At 43.1% G+C, this 18,154-nt stretch carries 21 protein-coding genes and 1 rRNA gene; 20 read left to right on the forward strand and 2 right to left on the reverse strand.

Features of this window, described 5'->3' with window-relative positions; genetic code table 11:
- Nucleotides 1–72 (forward strand): 5S ribosomal RNA (rrf, locus tag CE058_RS25375); the annotation flags it as partial.
- A gap of 418 nt (nucleotides 73–490) precedes the next feature.
- Here the strand turns inward: rrf and CE058_RS22885 are convergent.
- Complete coding sequence (locus tag CE058_RS22885; protein WP_163145136.1) at nucleotides 491–694, reverse strand: sigma factor G inhibitor Gin; 204 nt, start codon at nucleotides 692–694, stop codon at nucleotides 491–493.
- 259 nt (nucleotides 695–953) lie between these two features.
- On the opposite strand from CE058_RS22885, the gene CE058_RS22890 reads away from it, so the two are divergent.
- The 10 genes from CE058_RS22890 (at nucleotide 954) to rsmI (ending at nucleotide 8,378) form a co-directional block, all read left to right on the forward strand.
- Entirely contained in the window at nucleotides 954–2,390 is a 1,437-nt protein-coding gene (locus CE058_RS22890; protein ID WP_163145137.1) for an aminotransferase class I/II-fold pyridoxal phosphate-dependent enzyme, read from the forward strand.
- Between the two features lie 20 nt (nucleotides 2,391–2,410).
- A complete protein-coding gene (gene tmk, locus CE058_RS22895; RefSeq protein ID WP_048009769.1) occupies nucleotides 2,411–3,037 on the forward strand; it encodes a dTMP kinase in 627 nt (208 codons plus the stop codon).
- A 143-nt stretch (nucleotides 3,038–3,180) separates the two neighbouring features.
- Entirely contained in the window at nucleotides 3,181–3,510 is a 330-nt protein-coding gene (locus CE058_RS22900; protein WP_009336682.1) for a cyclic-di-AMP receptor, read from the forward strand.
- Nucleotides 3,511–3,551: 41 nt separating this feature from the next.
- Nucleotides 3,552–3,992, forward strand: coding sequence for a YaaR family protein (locus CE058_RS22905; protein WP_048009770.1), 441 nt, complete (start codon nucleotides 3,552–3,554; stop codon nucleotides 3,990–3,992).
- 13 nt (nucleotides 3,993–4,005) lie between these two features.
- The gene (gene holB / locus CE058_RS22910) at nucleotides 4,006–5,013 is read left to right on the forward strand and encodes a DNA polymerase III subunit delta' (protein ID WP_048009771.1); all 1,008 of its coding nucleotides are present in this window, start codon (nucleotides 4,006–4,008) and stop codon (nucleotides 5,011–5,013) included.
- On the forward strand, nucleotides 5,006–5,833 hold the full coding sequence (locus CE058_RS22915; RefSeq protein ID WP_035332950.1) for a PSP1 domain-containing protein: 828 nt from the start codon (nucleotides 5,006–5,008) through the stop codon (nucleotides 5,831–5,833). The genes holB and CE058_RS22915 overlap by 8 nt, the downstream gene beginning before the upstream one ends.
- A 12-nt stretch (nucleotides 5,834–5,845) precedes the next feature.
- Nucleotides 5,846–6,220: a DNA replication initiation control protein YabA gene (yabA, locus tag CE058_RS22920; RefSeq protein ID WP_048009772.1), complete on the forward strand. Its 375-nt coding sequence runs from the start codon at nucleotides 5,846–5,848 to the stop codon at nucleotides 6,218–6,220.
- A 75-nt stretch (nucleotides 6,221–6,295) separates the two neighbouring features.
- Nucleotides 6,296–7,036, forward strand: coding sequence for a tRNA1(Val) (adenine(37)-N6)-methyltransferase (locus CE058_RS22925; protein WP_163145138.1), 741 nt, complete (start codon nucleotides 6,296–6,298; stop codon nucleotides 7,034–7,036).
- Nucleotides 7,026–7,289 (forward strand): GIY-YIG nuclease family protein, encoded by a 264-nt coding sequence (locus CE058_RS22930; RefSeq protein ID WP_048009774.1) that lies wholly within the window; start codon nucleotides 7,026–7,028, stop codon nucleotides 7,287–7,289. Before CE058_RS22925 ends, CE058_RS22930 begins: the two co-directional genes overlap by 11 nt.
- A 210-nt stretch (nucleotides 7,290–7,499) precedes the next feature.
- The gene (gene rsmI, locus CE058_RS22935) at nucleotides 7,500–8,378 is read left to right on the forward strand and encodes a 16S rRNA (cytidine(1402)-2'-O)-methyltransferase (protein ID WP_163145145.1); all 879 of its coding nucleotides are present in this window, start codon (nucleotides 7,500–7,502) and stop codon (nucleotides 8,376–8,378) included.
- 37 nt (nucleotides 8,379–8,415) lie between these two features.
- On the opposite strand, the gene CE058_RS22940 is transcribed toward rsmI, so the two are convergent.
- Nucleotides 8,416–8,700: a transition state genes transcriptional regulator AbrB gene (locus CE058_RS22940; protein WP_048009776.1), complete on the reverse strand. Its 285-nt coding sequence runs from the start codon at nucleotides 8,698–8,700 to the stop codon at nucleotides 8,416–8,418.
- Between the two features lie 609 nt (nucleotides 8,701–9,309).
- Here CE058_RS22940 and metG point away from each other — a divergent pair.
- The 9 genes from metG to CE058_RS22985 all read left to right on the forward strand — a co-directional run bounded on the left by metG (nucleotide 9,310) and on the right by CE058_RS22985 (nucleotide 17,959).
- The gene (gene metG, locus CE058_RS22945) at nucleotides 9,310–11,277 is read left to right on the forward strand and encodes a methionine--tRNA ligase (protein ID WP_048009777.1); all 1,968 of its coding nucleotides are present in this window, start codon (nucleotides 9,310–9,312) and stop codon (nucleotides 11,275–11,277) included.
- A gap of 215 nt (nucleotides 11,278–11,492) precedes the next feature.
- Nucleotides 11,493–12,260: a TatD family hydrolase gene (locus tag CE058_RS22950; protein WP_048009778.1), complete on the forward strand. Its 768-nt coding sequence runs from the start codon at nucleotides 11,493–11,495 to the stop codon at nucleotides 12,258–12,260.
- A gap of 267 nt (nucleotides 12,261–12,527) precedes the next feature.
- A complete protein-coding gene (locus CE058_RS22955; RefSeq protein ID WP_156185153.1) occupies nucleotides 12,528–12,674 on the forward strand; it encodes a hypothetical protein in 147 nt (48 codons plus the stop codon).
- 243 nt (nucleotides 12,675–12,917) lie between these two features.
- Nucleotides 12,918–14,111, forward strand: coding sequence for a G5 and 3D domain-containing protein (locus tag CE058_RS22960; RefSeq protein ID WP_048009795.1), 1,194 nt, complete (start codon nucleotides 12,918–12,920; stop codon nucleotides 14,109–14,111).
- Between the two features lie 486 nt (nucleotides 14,112–14,597).
- Entirely contained in the window at nucleotides 14,598–15,158 is a 561-nt protein-coding gene (gene rnmV / locus CE058_RS22965; RefSeq protein WP_035332988.1) for a ribonuclease M5, read from the forward strand.
- On the forward strand, nucleotides 15,151–16,029 hold the full coding sequence (rsmA, locus tag CE058_RS22970) for a 16S rRNA (adenine(1518)-N(6)/adenine(1519)-N(6))-dimethyltransferase RsmA (protein WP_048009779.1): 879 nt from the start codon (nucleotides 15,151–15,153) through the stop codon (nucleotides 16,027–16,029). Before rnmV ends, rsmA begins: the two co-directional genes overlap by 8 nt.
- A 178-nt stretch (nucleotides 16,030–16,207) precedes the next feature.
- Complete coding sequence (gene yabG, locus CE058_RS22975; protein ID WP_163145139.1) at nucleotides 16,208–17,092, forward strand: sporulation peptidase YabG; 885 nt, start codon at nucleotides 16,208–16,210, stop codon at nucleotides 17,090–17,092.
- Between the two features lie 308 nt (nucleotides 17,093–17,400).
- Complete coding sequence (gene veg, locus CE058_RS22980; RefSeq protein ID WP_009336667.1) at nucleotides 17,401–17,664, forward strand: biofilm formation stimulator Veg; 264 nt, start codon at nucleotides 17,401–17,403, stop codon at nucleotides 17,662–17,664.
- A 121-nt stretch (nucleotides 17,665–17,785) separates the two neighbouring features.
- The gene (locus CE058_RS22985) at nucleotides 17,786–17,959 is read left to right on the forward strand and encodes a small, acid-soluble spore protein, alpha/beta type (RefSeq protein ID WP_026041722.1); all 174 of its coding nucleotides are present in this window, start codon (nucleotides 17,786–17,788) and stop codon (nucleotides 17,957–17,959) included.
- Nucleotides 17,960–18,154: the final 195 nt, after the last annotated feature.

Raw genomic sequence — 18,154 nt, forward strand, 5'->3', positions numbered from 1 at the left:
ACGGAAGTTAAGCTTCTCAGCGCCGATGGTAGTTGGGGGCTGTCCCCCTGTGAGAGTAGGACGCTGCCGGGCAAATGAAAGAGCACCTGATGGGTGTTCTTTTTTTTGTGTGATTATAGGTATCTGAATCAACTGGACTCTTGTTTTTATTGAAAAATGCAGATATGCCTCACCTTTTCTGGATATGCGCCAGAATCAAATTATATGCGGCGTTCCCTGTTTTCATAGTCAATTTCGTTCTCCGTAAGAAGAATTGTGCCAAATGTAAGTAATCTTCAAAACGTGCTAGGTAAATTAAAAATCCTGTTAGATAAATTCATAAATTTGCGGATAAAACCCAAGTCATGCTAGATAAACTCCAAAACCTGTTAGATACACCGCCAAGCCCAGGCATGCACTCAAATAAATCTCAGCATGACAGTAATCCAGTGCATCTCAGCTGCCCCGACAGCACAAAAAAATAAAAAGCCCCTATCAAAGGGCTTACATTTCAAGAAAATATCTCCGGCATTGTTATTTTCCGCAGCTTCTTTAAGTAATAATTATATTTTGGATGACTTGTATCCGTGGTGATTAAATCATTCTCACAATCTGTGCAGATAAAAGAAGTGTATAGATGTATTCCCCTGGTTTTTGCCTGCTCGCATATGACACATTCTTCCCCTGCCTCTTTCTTTGCTAATAGCGAACCCAATCACTCCACCTCCATACCCATATTCTGCCCAGATCAGTAATATTGTATACAATTTTTCGAATTTTCATTGGCGGGTTTTTTCTGAGGTTACTTGATTAATATTGTATGATGGAAATCTAATTTGGGTGTATGTCTATAAAGGATTTCTTTTATTATTTTGCCTGATGCTTCAGGGACTGGCGCAGATATCGTCCTTATGTAGCAGTTATATACTTGTTTTGTTAAAATAGGAGAAGAATCATAGGAAAGTGATGAATATATGAATCAAAAAAACACTCCATTATGGAATCAATTACACATACATGCTTCATACCAGCCGTTATCCTTTCATGTGCCGGGCCATAAGAACGGGTTTCTTGCAGGCGGTGAGGGAGCAGATTATTTTAAACATATTTTAAAGCTTGATGCTACGGAGCTCAGCGGACTGGATGATTTGCATTCTCCTGAAGGAGTCATCCTGGAGGCGCAAGAACTGCTTGCCGGCCTGTATGGAGTTTCAAAAAGCTTTTTCCTTGTGAACGGATCGACTGGAGGGAATCTTGCCATGGTTCTGTCAGCTGCTGAGGAAAATGAGACTGTACTGGTCCAGCGGAACTGCCATAAGTCCATCCTTAATGGCATTACTTTGGCTAAGGCGAAGCCTGTCTTTTTAGCGCCTGAGTTTAATGAAGAGTGGGGCGTCGCAGGGGGAGTGGCTTTAGAAACGGTTAAAGAGGCGATCAGGCAATATCCGGATGCAAAAGCAATCATCTTAACCTATCCGAATTATTATGGAATGGTATACGACCTTGAAAATATTATTCAGTGCGCCCACGATCACGGTATTCCGGTGCTGGTGGATGAGGCTCATGGAGCACATTTAATAGGCGGGAGCCATTTTCCCGCTTCGGCCGTTCAGCTTCAGGCAGATCTCACTGTACAATCGGCACATAAAACGCTGCCTGCTATGACAATGGGTGCTTATCTGCATTTTAACAGCCGTTTTATAAAGGAAGAGAAGGTGTCCAGCTATCTGGGGATACTCCAATCAAGCAGCCCTTCCTACCCGATTATGGCTTCTCTTGATTTGGCAAGGGCTTATTTAGCTTCATTTTCGAAAAAGGATGAGGAAGGACTGCTTGAAAAAATCGGGCGTTTCAGGAACGATCTAAACAGGGTTAAAGGCATTAAGGTACTGCCATTTCAATATCACAAAGGCGACCCTTTAAAGGTAACCATTCAGTCGGAAACCTCACTCAGCGGATTTGACCTGCAGACTCTTCTGGAGAAGCACGGGATCTTTACTGAAATGGCGGATCCCTATAATGTCCTGTTTGTATTGCCTCTTTTGAAGAACGAGATGGAATATCCATTTGACCGGGTGATTGAATGTTTGAAAGAGGAATTGACATCATTCGGACCGGCAGACCGCCAGGAAAGAATCACTTTCAGTAAAAAGCCTGTTTCCGGCCTTGCCCTTGAGCAAAAGGAACAGAGTCAGCACACCATTAAAACGGTGGCACTGGAAGAGGCGGCCGGCAAAATATGTGCTCAGCAGGTGATTCCTTATCCGCCAGGCATTCCGCTTTTATACCCGGGTGAAATCATTGAGGGCGAGGATATAGCAAACATCAGATTTCAAATTAAGGCAGGAGCACGGTTTCAAAATGCAGACAATATTAAAAAAGGCAGCATCCACATATATAAGGATCTATAACAGCAGCTGGAGGAAGTAAAATGAAAAAAGGTAAGTTTATTACGGTCGAAGGACCTGAGGGTGCCGGAAAGACAACGATTATTGATATGCTGGCAAGCAATCTGGCAGAGGAAGGCTATCAGGTGCTTCAGACAAGAGAGCCTGGCGGAATTGAGATTGCTGAGCAAATCCGAAGTGTCATACTTGATAAAAAGAATACAAAGATGGACCCGAGAACAGAGGCTCTGCTGTATGCGGCAGCCAGAAGGCAGCACCTGGCTGAGAAAGTAAAGCCGGCACTGGATGAGGGATATATCATTTTATGTGACCGGTTTATTGATAGCTCTCTTGCCTATCAGGGTTATGCAAGAGGACTTGGCATTGAGGAGGTCTACTCCATCAACAGCTTTGCCATTGAAGGCATGATGCCTGAACTGACTTTGTATTTTGATATTGATCCTGAGGCCGGCCTGGATAGAATCAATCAGCATAAAGGACGGGAAGTGAACCGCCTGGACCTGGAAAAGCTCGGCTTTCATCATAAAGTGCGGGAGGGCTATCTGAAGCTAATGGAGCTTTACCCGGAGCGCATCTTTAAGATTGATGCTTCAAAGCCATTGGAGGAAGTCTATCAGCAGGCGGAGAGCAAGCTGAAAGAACGAATATAAAAACTTGCCTTAAAGATTATATTTCTTTAAGGCTTTTTTAAAATATTTTTTCTGTATTCCCTTAATTTCTGCTTGAAGATAAAATAATTGATATAATAAAAGTAAGATAAAACGGATGAAAACTTTGTAAAGGGGATGGGCTTATGAAATTAATTCTGGCAGTCATTCAGGATCAGGACAGCAATAAGCTAATGAATGCGCTGGTTGACAATAACTTTCGTGCGACAAAATTGGCCAGCACGGGCGGATTCTTGAAATCAGGCAATACAACGTTCATGATCGGGACAGAGGATATCCGTGTTGAGAGAGCCCTGCAGATTATTAAGGAAAATTGCAGAGCAAGAGACCAGCTGGTTGCACCGGTATCGCCGATGGGCGGAAACGCTGATTCTTATGTGCCATACCCTGTTGAAGTTGAGGTTGGCGGTGCGACAGTGTTTGTTCTGCCAGTCGAGCAATTCCATCATTTTTAATCATTACAGAGGGAGCTTAGAGCCCTTTGCGGAGGATCAGTATGAAAATTAATCAGGAACTTCGGCTCAAGATGGAAAATGTCCGCAATGAGCAGAAGCAGGCAGCCGGGAATGGCGTTAAATTTTCTGAAATGGTGCAGAAGCAGGACCAGAAAATGCAGGCTTCCCAGCTTCAGGGTCTGTTAAAGGATATAGATGCCGCAGGAGAACGGCTGGCCCGCTCCAGAACCTTTAAGGATCTGGCCAAATTTAAAACGCTTGTGAAACGATTTGTGAAGGAAGCAGTTGATTTTGGAATGGAGCTGAGGCAATCGCACAGCTGGAACCAGCATGGACAGGGCCGATCTCTGAAAGTGGTGGAAACGGTTGATGAAAAGCTTTCAGAGCTGACAGATGAATTAATGAAAAAAGAAGAATCTTCTATTGATATATTAGGAAAAGTTGGAGAGATTAAGGGGCTCCTAATAAATTTATATATGTAAGTGAGTGATACTTGTGGGAAAAACGTGGGAACAGCTGGAGGCCATACAGCCAGTTGTATTAAAAATGTTTAAAAATAGCATAGTGAAGAATCGGCTGGCCCACGCCTACTTGTTTGAAGGGATGAAAGGAACAGGAAAGCGGGAAGCAAGCATGCTTTTGGCGAAAAGCCGATTCTGCCATGAACCGCTTGAAGGGTATGTTCCATGTGAAACATGTTCAAACTGCAAAAGGATAAACAGCGGAAATCATCCGGATGTTCATATTCTGGAGCCGGACGGGCTTTCTATCAAAAAAAATCAGATTCAAAGCCTGCAGGAAGAGTTTTCAAAGACCGGGGTAGAATCCAGGCGGAAACTTTATGTGATTGTTCATGCTGACAAAATGACAGTGAACGCTGCCAACAGTCTGCTTAAATTTCTGGAGGAACCTCATTCAGAGACGACCGCTGTGCTGATTACCGAGCAGTCGCAGCAGATGCTTCCTACTATTCTATCCCGCTGTCAGTCCATTTCTTTTAAACCATTATCTCCTGCTGAAATGATTCAGCAATTAAAAAATAATGGAGTGGATCCTGTCCAGGCACCATTACTTGCACAAATTACCAATAATTTGGATGAAGCTTTACAATATAGTTCTGATGATTGGTTTGTACAAGCACAAAAAATAGTGTTAAAATTATATGAAGTGGTAAAGAAGAATCCGCTTGAGGCAATGGTTGCCCTTCAGGAGGACTGGTTCTTGCACTTTAGAGAAAAAGAGCAGATTGATCGCGGCTTGGATCTATTACTTCTTATTTTTAAAGATTTACTATATATTCAGCTTGGGAAACAAGACCAGGTTGTCCATCTGAACGAACGAAAACGTTTAGAGCAGTTTGCGCTGCAATCTTCCACCAAACGCCTGACGGAACAGATGACGGCTGTTTTGGAAGCCAAAAGAAAATTGCAGGCAAATATGAATCCGCAGCTGTTGATGGAACAGCTTGTGCTAAAATTGCAGGAGGGATCTTCCTTTGTATGATGTAGTAGGAGTGCGCTTTAAAAAAGCGGGCAAGATTTATTATTTTGATCCCGGAGATCTCTCAATACAAAAGGATGACTTTGTCATTGTCGAAACTGTCCGAGGTGTAGAATACGGAAAAGTGGTAATTGCCCCGAAGCAGGTCGATGAGCATGATGTTGTCCTTCCATTAAAAAAGGTTCTTCGTATTGCAGATCAAAAGGATCGCATGATTGTTGAGGAGAACAAGCAGGCCGCCAAGGAAGCATACGAGGTATGCTGTGAAAAGGTACAAACACATCAGCTTGATATGAAGCTGGTGGATGTTGAATATACATTTGACCGAAATAAGGTCATCTTCTACTTTACGGCTGATGGCCGGGTTGACTTCCGCGAGCTTGTCAAAGATCTCGCAGCCATCTTCCGGACAAGGATTGAACTTCGCCAGATTGGTGTGAGGGATGAAGCAAAAATGCTGGGCGGAATTGGCCCATGCGGAAGAATGCTGTGCTGTTCCACTTTCCTGGGTGACTTTGATCCTGTATCCATTAAGATGGCAAAGGACCAGAATCTATCGCTGAACCCAACGAAAATATCGGGTTTATGCGGCCGCTTAATGTGCTGCCTGAAATATGAAAATGATGAGTATGAAGCAGCAAAAGAAATGCTTCCGGACCTTGGGGAATGGATTCAGACCCCGGATGGAGCCGGAAAAGTGGTAGGCTTGAATATATTGGAGCGTGTGCTGCAGGTTGATGTGAAAGAAGCCGAGCGCGTCCTCGAATATACACTGGATGAAATTTTAAAACAAGGTGCTGTATCAGTTCAGTCCACAGATTAAGAGGTGGAAGTCGTGGATAAAAAAGAAATCTTTGACTCAGTGAGTAATATGGAAACCCAAATTGGAGAGTTATATCAGCAGCTTGGTGAGTTAAAGCAGCATTTGGCAGAAATACTTGAAGAGAATAACTCTTTGAAGCTGGAAAATGAACATTTACGACGTCATTTAGACATACCTGCGGAAAAGGAAAGCACATCGGCGAAAAAACGCAAATCAGAGCAGTCGGCCGATGCTGCAGATGATGATAAGGTGATTGATATTGGCGAAGGCTATGATAACCTAGCCCGCCTCTATCAGGAAGGCTTTCACATTTGCAATCTTCATTTCGGCAGCCCGCGTAAAGAGGGAGACTGTCTGTTTTGCCTGTCTTTCCTGAATAAGAAGTAAACTTTTAGCCTTCCTGTGATAGGAAGGCTATTTTTCCATAAAAGCAAAGAATCAGAGAAGCATGGAGGATCAAGAATGGATTTTTTAAACGAAGGGGAGCGGCTGGACTATTTGCTGGCTGAAGATATGAGAATCATTCAAAGCCCGGCCGTTTTTTCTTTTTCACTGGATGCTGTCCTGCTGGCCCGGTTTGTGTATGTGCCGATTCAAAAAGGCAATCTTGTTGATTTGTGCAGCGGAAATGGCGTGATTCCGCTTTTTTTAAGCACAAGAACAAAGGGGGCCATTACAGGCGTTGAAATTCAGGAGCGTCTGTATGATATGGCGGTCAGAAGCATTGAATACAATAAGCTTCAAGACCGGATTAAGATGATTCACGGGGATATTAAAGAGATCCATCGAGAATTAGGTTATGGAAAATTTGATGTTGTTACCTGCAACCCGCCTTATTTTCCGACTCCTTCTAAGGATGAAATCAATGAGAATGAGCATTTGGCGATTGCCCGCCATGAAATTCTCTGTACACTTGAGGATGCGGTTAAAGCGTCAAGCGGACTTGCGAGGCAGGGAGGCAAGGTGGCATTTGTGCACAGGCCGGGCAGGTTCCTGGACATTGTCGCGCTCATGCGCAAATATAAGCTGGAGCCGAAAAGGGTGCAATTTGTCTATCCGAAGGCCGGAAAAGAAGCAAACACGCTGCTGATTGAGGCAGTTAAGAACGGAAATCCAGACCTGAAAATCCTGCCTCCTTTATTTGTATATAATGAAGAAAATGAATACACACCCGAAATGAGAGAGATTTTATATGGAGAATAGCCATTTTTTTTACGTTCTCCATTGCCGTGATGGCAGCTTATATGCAGGCTACACCAATGATCTTGAAAAACGGGTGAAGGCCCATAATGAAGGAAAAGGGGCCAAGTATACCAGAGGAAGAGGACCGGTTGAGCTGGTCTTCTCCCGTTCTTTTTCGGAAAAAGGCGAAGCGATGAGAGCGGAATATGAATTCAAGCAATGGTCCCGGAAGAAGAAGGACGAGTTTTTAAAACAACACAATATTTCAATTTAATAATTTGAAAACAGTCTAGCTCCGAGCGCCATCGGCTCGAGGTCTTAAGCCAATCCGTCCAGAAGGTAAAGGACAACCTTCTAGCCGGCTTGTCTTAAGCTTGAGGCCCGCAGGATGCGGGTCATGCAGACGTTGCCACAGGACGTGGCGATTTTAGTCTGCTTTCCAATGGGCGCTCTGCGCTTTTCAAGAAAGAGACGGGTGGTACATATGTGGCAGCAAAAAAGCTTTGAACATGAAGAAACAAAAGGAATTCTGTATTTAGTTCCGACTCCGATCGGCAATCTGGAAGACATGAGCTTCAGGGCGGTTAGAATCCTGAAGGAAGCGGACTTTATTGCAGCGGAGGATACGCGCAATACAAAGAAGCTATGCAATCATTTTGAGATTGCCACACCCATCATCAGCTATCATGAACATAATAAGGAAATCAGCGGACAGAAGCTGCTTGAAAAAGTGGCCAATGGCGCAAAAATTGCCCTTGTCAGTGATGCGGGGATGCCTGCGATTTCAGACCCGGGCTATGACCTTGTAACAGCGGCTGTTGAAGAAAAGCTGACAGTGGTGCCCCTTCCCGGTGCGAATGCTGCTTTAACCGGCCTGATTGCTTCCGGCATCAACACGCAGCCCTTTTATTTCTATGGGTTCCTGAACAGGCAGAAGAAACTCAAGAAACAGGAACTCGAGGATCTCTCCAGGCTATCGGCAACCATCATCTTATATGAAGCTCCCCACCGCCTGAAGGAAACCCTCTCGCTGATGTCGGCCATCATGGGTAACAGGAATATTGCATTATGCCGCGAACTGACGAAGAGATATGAGGAATTTATCCGGGGAACTGTAGAAGAAGCAATGGAATGGGCTTCAACTGGCGAAGTGAGAGGAGAATTTGTGATTATTATTGAAGGGACTTCCGAGACTGTGCAGGATGCAGAAGCTGCCTGGTGGGAGAATCTTTCGATTGAGGATCATGTCAGCCATTATATAGAAGAAACTGGACTCGCGAGCAAGGAAGCCATCAAGCAAACCGCAAAAGATCGGGGAATAAATAAGCGGGATGTTTACCATGCTTATCATATCGAAGAATAAAAAAGCTTCTCACTTGTGTGAGAAGCTTTGTTCATTATTATTTTACAGTTTCAAAAGTGTTTTGAATTTCTTTTAACAGCTGTTCTGCACCATCACGGCTCAAGATTAGTTTGCCGTTAGCCAGTGAGATATTATCATCAGAAACTTCCCCGGTAACGTGGCAAGTCATGTTTGGCTTGTACTTTTTAAGGATGATTCTTTCGTCATCTACGTAGATTTCCAACGCATCCTTTTCAGCGATTCCAAGTGTGCGTCTTAGTTCAATAGGGATTACTACCCGGCCAAGCTCATCAACTTTACGAACAATACCTGTAGATTTCATAATAAAAGTCTCCTCTCAAATCTCCAATAATATTTTTCTCTATCTATATCGTTTCGTCATTATTCGACAAAATCTTTGTTACATTTATAATACCAGCCATTCCCATATACGTCAATTACTTTATTTTGGTATGGAATAGAAAATTTTAGGATACTGAATGAAGTGTTGGTATAACTGTAATCTTCGAAATAAAAGCTATCCTAAATGAAAATATGGAAAGAAACTTCCAAAAATCAAACAAATCACTATTTTCGACAATTCGACAAAATTCTACAAATACCAATGCTTTTACTATAATAATATTCGAAAGGCAGTTTCCTTTTTTAGGGATAGAAAATAAAAAAACTTTAATTAAGAAAAATCCTGCCGTTCCTTTCTGCCTATTGGTTGCACAATTTCAAGTTTTTAGGTATATTTTGATGGTATAAGAGGTTATGCTGACGAATATAACTTCTTGTAAAATATCGATATAGCAGGCCCAATAACGGCACGATTTTCTGATTAATACTCTCGTCCAAATGGGGCGGGATTTTTTAGTATTAGACAGCCAAAAGCATAGCTGCATATAAGTATGCACCGATGTTTTCATAAAATAAGGGAGGGAATCTTGTGGAGGACAAATTAAAGACGTTTTATTTAACCACTCCAATTTATTATCCTAGTGGAAATTTACATATAGGGCATGCCTATACAACGGTGGCCGGTGATGCAATGGCGCGCTACAAGCGCATGCGCGGCTTTGACGTTATGTACCTGACGGGAACGGATGAACATGGACAGAAGATCCAGGAGAAGGCAGAAGAAAAAGGGGTAACACCTCAGCAGTACGTTGATGAAATTGTTGCCGGCATTCAGGATCTCTGGAACAAGCTTGATATTTCCTATGATGACTTTATCCGTACGACACAGGACAGACATAAGCAGATCGTTGAAAAAATCTTCGCCCAGCTTGTAGAACAGGGTGATATCTATCTTGGCGAATATGAAGGCTGGTATTGTACGCCTTGCGAGTCTTATTACACAGAACGCCAGCTTGCGGACGGCAACTGCCCTGACTGCGGACGTCCCGTTCATAAAGTGAAGGAAGAATCTTATTTCTTTAAAGTAAGCAAATACGCTGACAGACTTCTGCAGTATTATGAAGAAAATCCATCTTTCATACAGCCTGAATCACGCAAAAATGAAATGATCAATAACTTCATTAAACCGGGCCTTGAGGATTTGGCGGTATCCAGAACAACCTTTGACTGGGGAGTAAAAGTGCCGAATAATCCAAAGCATGTGGTGTATGTATGGATTGATGCACTATCAAATTACATTACCGCACTTGGCTATGGAACCGATGATGATTCCAAGTATCTGAACTACTGGCCTGCAGATGTTCACCTGGTTGGAAAAGAAATTGTGCGCTTCCATACGATTTACTGGCCAATCATGCTGATGGCTTTGGATGTGCCACTGCCGAAAAAGGTATTTGCTCATGGCTGGCTTTTGATGAAGGACGGCAAAATGTCCAAATCAAAGGGAAATGTAGTGGACCCTGTTACCCTTATTGACCGTTATGGCCTGGATGCACTGCGCTATTACCTGCTTCGTGAAGTGCCATTCGGCGCAGACGGTGTATTTACGCCGGAAGGTTTTGTGGAAAGAATCAACTTTGATCTTGCCAACGATTTAGGCAACCTGCTAAACCGTACGATTGCGATGGTGAATAAATACTTTGACGGTGTTATTCCGGCATATACAGGTTCAGAAGGTGAGTTCGACCAGCAGCTGCTGCAAATGAACCGTGAGACGGTTTCCAAATACGAGGAAGCCATGGAAAAAATGGAGTTCTCTGTTGCCTTATCTGCCGTGTGGCAGCTTGTCAGCAGAACGAATAAATATATAGATGAAACACAGCCTTGGACACTGGCCAAAGACGAAGAGAAAAGAGAAGAACTTGCAAGTGTGATGGTTCATCTGGCAGAATCCCTGCGCAGAATCGCGGTGCTTCTGCAGCCATTCCTGACACGCACGCCGAAGGAAATCTTCACACAGCTTAATGTAAATGAAGAAGCATTAACATCCTGGGAAAGCCTTGAGACATTCGGCCTGATTCCTGAAGGCACAAAGGTATTAAAGGGAGAACCGATTTTCCCTCGCCTGGATATTACGGAAGAAGTTGAGTTCATTAAAACAAAAATGCAGGGATCCGCTGCTCCTAAAGAAGGAGCGAAGCCCGAAGCAAAAGCAGAGGAAAAGCCGGATAGCGAAGAAATCTCAATCGATGACTTTATGAAGGTCGATCTAAGAGTGGCCCAGGTCATTGAGGCTGAACCGGTTAAAAAGGCTGATAAGCTCCTGAAATTACAGCTGGATCTTGGCTATGAAAAGCGCCAGGTCGTTTCCGGAATTGCTAAGTTCTATAAGCCGGAAGAACTGGTCGGCAGAAAAGTCATCTGTGTAACCAATTTAAAGCCTGTTAAACTTCGCGGCGAGCTTTCAGAAGGAATGATTTTAGCAGGAGGAAAAGACGGCGAACTTTCACTTGCCACAATTGCTGAATCTCTTCCACTAGGTGCAAGGGTAAAATAATATTATTTATTTTTCCTGTTAAACATAAAAAACATAGAAGTGTTAAGCGTATACCGTAAGCATTTCTATGTTTTTTATTTTTGGAAAAAATTATTCTTTGAAAGTAATTTCTGGTTGATTTATCTAATTGGGACCATTTTGACAGTAATGTCGTTTTGTTACATCACTGACATAATAGTAATAGAAAAATAATATGAAGGAAAAGGAGTTTTTTGATGTTTTTCGACACACACGCACATCTTAATGCCGAACAATATAACGAAGATTTACAAGAGGTGATCGACCGGGCCCTTAGTGAAGGAATTTCCAACATTGTGGTCGTCGGGTTTGACCGTCCAACCATTGAAAAAGCGATGGAGCTGACTGAGCAATACGAATTCATCTACGCCTGTGTGGGATGGCATCCGGTTGATGCCATTGATATGACAGAGGAAGATTTGCTATGGATTGAAGAGCTTTCCAGCCATCCCAAAGTGGTGGCACTGGGAGAAATGGGCCTGGATTATTATTGGGACAAGTCCCCGAAGGATATTCAGAAGGAAGTCTTCCGAAAACAGATCCGTCTGGCGAAGAAAGTCAAGCTTCCCATCGTCATCCATAACCGTGATGCCACATCCGATATAGTCGAAATCCTCAAGGAAGAAGGAGCGGGAGAAGTAGGCGGAATCATGCATTGCTTCAGCGGCAGCCCGGAAATTGCCCAAGAGTGTGTGGATATGAACTTCTACATTTCCCTTGGCGGTCCAGTGACCTTCAAAAACGCAAAAAAACCAAAGGAAGTAGCCGATGTTATTCCGCTTGAAAAGCTGTTGATTGAAACAGACTGCCCATATTTGACCCCTCATCCGCACAGAGGAAAACGGAATGAACCCAGCTATGTCAAATTGGTGGCAGAGCAGATTGCAGAAATAAAAGGACTTTCAACAGAAGAAGTTGCACAGGCAACCACAGAAAATGCAAAAAAATTATTCGGCATAAACTGATAGCTCAATTTGTCGAAGCCTGTAGGAGCTTGTCCAAATCTTTTCTGATTCTAAAAAGTTCTACATGTCTCCTTCTTCTCATAGGATAACCATGTCGATAAGTCTCTCTTTCCTTTCATCCGGTTTTTTTGCATAATAGGAAATACGTTTACGGGACTGCTTGCCAATTACTAGAAAAAGTTAGTTGGATAATTAGAAAAAGGTGCTGTTTTAGCACCCCTGCTGATCGAGCGGAGGGCGTTTACTGCTGATCGGGGAGCGTGACAGTTGGAGGACTGGAAGCCTGAAGTCTTGAGGGATTTCAGAAAATCACTCCCGATTGCTGAGCGCCTGGTCAGCCGGAAAACAAATGATTTCCAGATGCGTGAAAAATTCCTAAATCAAAAAAAGAAGGATTTTTCACATGGATGTTGAAAAGTATAAATCCAAGGCAAGCATGACTGAAAACAGGGTAAATGCAAGAAGGCATGCATAGAAGGGAACTATCATTCATACATAGAGATAGAGTGCAGTTCTAAGAATACAGGCAAAAAAGCCTAATGCCTGCGTTTTTCCAGCCTTTCGGAAGCTGGAAAATTGAAAGAGTTGACAGTCGGCAAGATACTCTATATAATCACTCCGAGAGAAAAGGAGGCGTTTTTCATCGTGATTCAAAACATGAAAAACCTGTTATCCAAGTCTTTGAGTAAAAAGAAATTGGCCATTTTTTCTGCTAGTTTAGTAGTTTTTGCTGCTGCCTGTGGTTTCATTGCGTATGAAACGACAAAGAAAACAGTAGCACTGACGATAGACGGCCAAGAGAAAGTCATCAAAACGCATGCAGCAACGATTCAAGATATATTCGATGATCTAGATATTTCACTCCGCTCAGAAGATTATGTGTTTCCCTCGGTAAACACAGAGGTTAAGGACAATACAGAAATTGTCTATGAACCGGCTAAACAGGTGAAAGTTGTAACAGATAACGAGAAGAAAACGATTTGGACGGCTGCAAAGACGGTCGGGGACGTTTTAAAAGAACAGAATATTACACTGACTGAACATGATAAGGTTCAGCCAGAGCCAGAGGATACAGTTAAAAACAACCTGGAAATTCAAGTAGAGAAAGCATTCGCTTTAACGCTTAATAATGGCGGTAAAGAGAAGCAGGTTTGGTCAACTTCGACTACGGTCGCTGACTTTTTATCACAGCAGGGAATCAAGATCAATGATTTAGACCGCGTTGAACCAAAGTTGGAAGAGACAGTCAAAGCCAATGACAAAATAAAAGTCATTCGAGTTGAAAAAGTCACCGATGTAGTGGAAGAACCAATTAATTTCGCAGTTGTGACAAAGAAGGATAATAACTTAACTAAGGGCACTGAAAAAGTGATGAATGCTGGAAAAAAAGGCCTTAAGACGAAAGAGTTTGAAGTCGTCCTGGAGAATGGCAAAGAAATTTCCAGAAAGCTGATCAGTGAAAAGCAAGTGAAGGAAAAGCAGGATAAAGTCGTTGCTGTCGGAACAAAGGTGGCTGCAGCAACACAAGTCGTTTCGCGCGGAACAAGCAGCAAGGCAAGCGGTAAAGAAATATATGTATCGTCAACTGCCTATACGGCTAATTGCAGCGGATGCTCAGGCAAAACGGCTACCGGTTTGGACCTGCGTGCCAATCCGGGTGCTAAGGTCATAGCGGTTGATCCAAGTGTCATTCCCCTTGGAACGAAAGTCTATGTGGAAGGCTATGGCTATGCCGTTGCAGCTGATACAGGAGGCGCGATTAAAGGAAACAAAATCGATGTATTCTTCTCCTCCAAATCAGAAGCATACAAGTGGGGAAGAAAAACGGTAAAAATTAAGATACTGAATTAAATTTTATGATGCAGGGGCTTCCCCTGCATTTTTTATTTCATTGCAGAGAAGGTTAATGGATAACATTTTTCATTTTCAAGCTGGTTCATATATAATAAGAACTATTCTTTATAAATATATTCTTCTTACATCTATTTAGACGAATTACATTACAGAAATGTTTCAAGTTTTTTTCAATTTTTTTATATTTTTTAACGGAATGAGAAGTTTTTAATTTTGAACATCGATACTGTCTAGCTCCAGCACCTACCGCCTCGAGGTCACAAGCTTGTCTTGTTTCGGCTCCTGGGGATTCGAGACATAAGCCAATCCCTTCCAGAAGGAAAGAACACCTTCTTGCAGGGCTCGTCTTATGCTTGTCATCCCTGGACAGTCGCCTTCACTTTTCAGGCAAGCCTCCCAAAAGGCAAAAAACGCCTTTCCGTGAGGCTTGTCTTGTGCTTGTCGGCGGTGGGCAAGGCGCTTGCGCTTTTCTTAGGAGGAACCATGAAAATCAAGGAAATTATCGTTGTAGAAGGCAAGGATGATACAGCAGCGATCAAGAGGGCGCTGGATGCCGATACAATTGAAACAAATGGATCTGCCATTAACGGGGTAACCATTGAAAAAATAAAGCTTGCCCAGAAGACCAGAGGGGTCATCGTGTTCACAGATCCGGACTTTCCCGGACAAAAAATCCGGAATACGATCACCAATGAAGTTCCCGGATGCAAGCATGCCTTTATAGAAAAAGCGGATGCCCTCCACAAGCATGGCAGAGGAGTGGGTGTTGAGCATGCATCGCCAGAAATGATCCGCCAGGCATTAAAGGACGCACAGGTTATGCAGGAAACCTATGAAGAAACCATTACCCAGGAAGACCTGGTCACTGCAGGCCTGATTGGCGGGGAAGGTGCCAAGGAAAGAAGAGAAAAGCTTGGCAGACTTCTTAAAATCGGTTACACAAACGGCAAGCAGCTTCATAAGCGCTTAATGATGTTTCAGATTAGCCAGAAGGATTTTGCTGAGGCAATAGAAGCTATTCGCAAGGAGGAACAAAATGCATAAAGATATTGCAACACCAGCCAGAACACGGGCGATTTTGGATAAATACGGCTTTTCTTTTAAGAAAAGCCTGGGACAGAACTTTTTGATTGATACGAATATTCTCCGGAGAATCGTCGATCATGCTGATTTAACGGAAGAGTCGGGCGCCATCGAAATCGGCCCGGGGATTGGGGCACTGACCGAACAGCTGGCCCGGAGAAGCAAAAAGGTGCTGGCTTTTGAAATTGACCAGCGGCTGCTTCCCATCTTAGAGGAAACTCTATCGCCATATCCCCATGTATCCATCATCAATGAAGACGTATTGAAGGCAGATGTAAAGACAGCGATAGAACGGGAGTTTGAAGGCATTGACGATATTATGGTTGTCGCCAACCTTCCTTACTATGTAACAACCCCGATTATCATGAAACTGCTCGAGGACAAGCTTCCGATCAGAGGCATCGTCTGTATGCTGCAAAAAGAAGTGGCAGACAGAATTTCGGCCCGTCCAGGCACGAAAGAGTACGGCTCCCTTTCCATTGCTGTCCAGTACTATACAGAGGCTGAAACGGCCATGATCGTGCCGAAGACGGTTTTTGTGCCGCAGCCAAATGTGGATTCTGCCGTCATTAAACTGACAAAGCGTAAACAGCCGGCAGTGGCAGTCAAAAGTGAACCATTCTTTTTCCAGGTAACAAAAGCAAGCTTTGCCCAAAGGCGCAAGACGCTTCTGAATAACTTAACGAGCCAGCTGCCTGAAGGAAAACAGAAGAAGGAACAAATCCTCTCCGCTCTCGAACAGGCGAATGTCGAGCCGGGCAGAAGAGGGGAAACTCTATCCATCGAAGAATTTGCCCGTTTGAGCGATGCTCTGCTGCCCCATTTTTCATAAAAGACCAAGCCTGCTGAGTAGACAGCGGGCTTTTTTTTCGCCCGCATGCCTATCTTCCCAACCGCCTTTTCTACGCACATGTTCATAGTCAAATGCATAATTTATGACATAAATAATAAATCACAAACAAGAGCTTAGATGCAGCCCGCGTATACCTCGGGAAATTGGAGTGACGACATTGACTATAAATACGATGGATATCGTCGGAAGAATTTCGTATCATTGTGATATTCTATTCCGCGTGATTGATATTAGAGAACAGGGCGGAAAAAAAATTGCCATATTATTCGGAGAGGATATCCGTCTTGTTGCGGATGCTCCCTGTGAGGATTTAATCGTCATTAACCAGGCGCAGCGGATGAAGTTCGAAGAGGAGTTCAGGTCACTTGAAGAACAGTCCTTCCAGCTATTCAGGCAGGACGTGGCTCTCTTGAGGGAGAAGCAGGAGTATGAAGTGACTGACGGCTACAGCAAGACACTAAACTATTTTCAGATGCCAGGCAGGGTGCTTCATCTGGATGGTGATCCTTCTTATTTAAAAAAATGCTTGAGTGTGTATGAAAAAATAGGTATACCCGTAACAGGGATCCATTGCAGTGAAAAGGAAATGCCGATGAAAATCGGACAGCTCATCGATCATTACAGGCCGGATATCCTCGTTGTAACAGGTCATGATGCGTATTCAAAGGCAAAGGGAAAAAAATCCGATATCAATGCATACAGGCACTCCAGGGAATTTGTGCAGGCGGTAAGGGAAGCGCGCAAAAAAGTACCGCATCTTGATCAGCTTGTCATTTTTGCCGGAGCATGCCAGTCACATTTCGAATCACTGATCCATGCTGGAGCCAATTTTGCCAGTTCTCCTTCCAGAGTGAATATTCATGCCCTTGACCCTGTATACATTGTGGCGAAAGTCAGCCTTACTCCATTTATGGAAAGAATCAATTTATGGGATATTTTAAGAAATACACTGACAGGTGAAAAGGGGCTTGGAGGAATCGAAACCCGGGGAGTACTGAGAACAGGAATGCCATTTAATGACGAAGAATTAAATGAATCTTAATGAGCGGGCCGTTATTATTATTTGCGGCTTGTTTTTTTATGTTTGTTTGTAATAGGGTATTTAGCATTTTTCGAGAAATTTCGCGCGGGGCGTTCGTCTATTTCCCAGGTAATGAACGGCAAGCTTATAAGCTTTCTAAAAACTATACATAATCTTTTCCAATTAAGGCAATCCTAAAATTGTTGAAAATTAGAAGAAAAAGTAGAACAAAACATATTGACATTTAAATTTAAACACTGTTATAATTTATATTTTTGTTTGACAGTATTGTGTCAGTGTGATATACTTAACATAGTGAGGTGGACCGAATGGCAAAAACATTATCAGATATTAAAAAAGCTCTTGATTCAAATCTTGGGAAAAGGCTCCTGCTAAAAGCAAATGGCGGGCGCAGAAAGACCATTGAACGCTCAGGAGTTCTGGCCGAAACGTATCCTTCAGTATTTGTGATTGAGTTAGATCAGGATGAAAATGCATTTGAACGGGTATCTTACAGCTATGCGGATGTTTTAACAGAAACGGTTCAAATTACATTCTATGAAGATACATCAGGACAGGTTGCTTTAAGCTAATAATATATATGACAGCAGGCGGTGAACAATTGTTTACTGCTTTTTGTTTGCCCTTTTTTCATAAAATAGCGGGACCTTTCCACATACTATACATACCGCAGTGCGAAAGGGGATGTTAATGTTGGGCAGAAGACGCGGCGTTATGTCAGATGGTTTAAAAGAAGAAATTGCGAAAGAGCTTGGCTTTTATGATGTGGTCCAAAAGGAAGGCTGGGGCGGCATCCGTGCGAAAGATGCCGGCAATATGGTAAAGCGGGCCATCGAAATCGCACAGCAGAACCTTCTTAACAAATAGCATTCGCACAGAATATGTTTAAGCATTAATATGCACTGCGTCTGCCGAGGCTTATGCCTCGGCATTTCTTTTGGCCAAACAGCGATAGCCTCTATATTCCAAGCCACCTGAGCTTTTATGTTTATTTTGTGGTAAAATAGGACAAAAAATGGAGATGCTCTATAAGAAAAGCATTAAGCCGCCGCTTATTGCCGA

Source organism: Bacillus sp. 22-7 (genome assembly GCF_010628845.1).
GTDB lineage: Bacteria > Bacillota > Bacilli > Bacillales > Cytobacillaceae > Cytobacillus > Cytobacillus firmus_B.

Coding starts and splice junctions, on each gene's coding strand:
- CE058_RS22900 (WP_009336682.1), top strand. CDS start 3,181: ATGAAATTAATTCTGGCAGTCATTCAGGATCAGGACAGCAATAAGCTA.
- rsmA (WP_048009779.1), top strand. CDS start 15,151: ATGCATAAAGATATTGCAACACCAGCCAGAACACGGGCGATTTTGGAT.
- rnmV (WP_035332988.1), top strand. CDS start 14,598: ATGAAAATCAAGGAAATTATCGTTGTAGAAGGCAAGGATGATACAGCA.
- CE058_RS22960 (WP_048009795.1), top strand. CDS start 12,918: ATGAAAAACCTGTTATCCAAGTCTTTGAGTAAAAAGAAATTGGCCATT.
- CE058_RS22890 (WP_163145137.1), top strand. CDS start 954: ATGAATCAAAAAAACACTCCATTATGGAATCAATTACACATACATGCT.
- CE058_RS22940 (WP_048009776.1), bottom strand. CDS start 8,700: ATGAAATCTACAGGTATTGTTCGTAAAGTTGATGAGCTTGGCCGGGTA.
- tmk (WP_048009769.1), top strand. CDS start 2,411: ATGAAAAAAGGTAAGTTTATTACGGTCGAAGGACCTGAGGGTGCCGGA.
- CE058_RS22950 (WP_048009778.1), top strand. CDS start 11,493: ATGTTTTTCGACACACACGCACATCTTAATGCCGAACAATATAACGAA.
- veg (WP_009336667.1), top strand. CDS start 17,401: ATGGCAAAAACATTATCAGATATTAAAAAAGCTCTTGATTCAAATCTT.
- CE058_RS22925 (WP_163145138.1), top strand. CDS start 6,296: ATGGATTTTTTAAACGAAGGGGAGCGGCTGGACTATTTGCTGGCTGAA.
- rsmI (WP_163145145.1), top strand. CDS start 7,500: ATGTGGCAGCAAAAAAGCTTTGAACATGAAGAAACAAAAGGAATTCTG.
- CE058_RS22905 (WP_048009770.1), top strand. CDS start 3,552: ATGAAAATTAATCAGGAACTTCGGCTCAAGATGGAAAATGTCCGCAAT.
- CE058_RS22930 (WP_048009774.1), top strand. CDS start 7,026: ATGGAGAATAGCCATTTTTTTTACGTTCTCCATTGCCGTGATGGCAGC.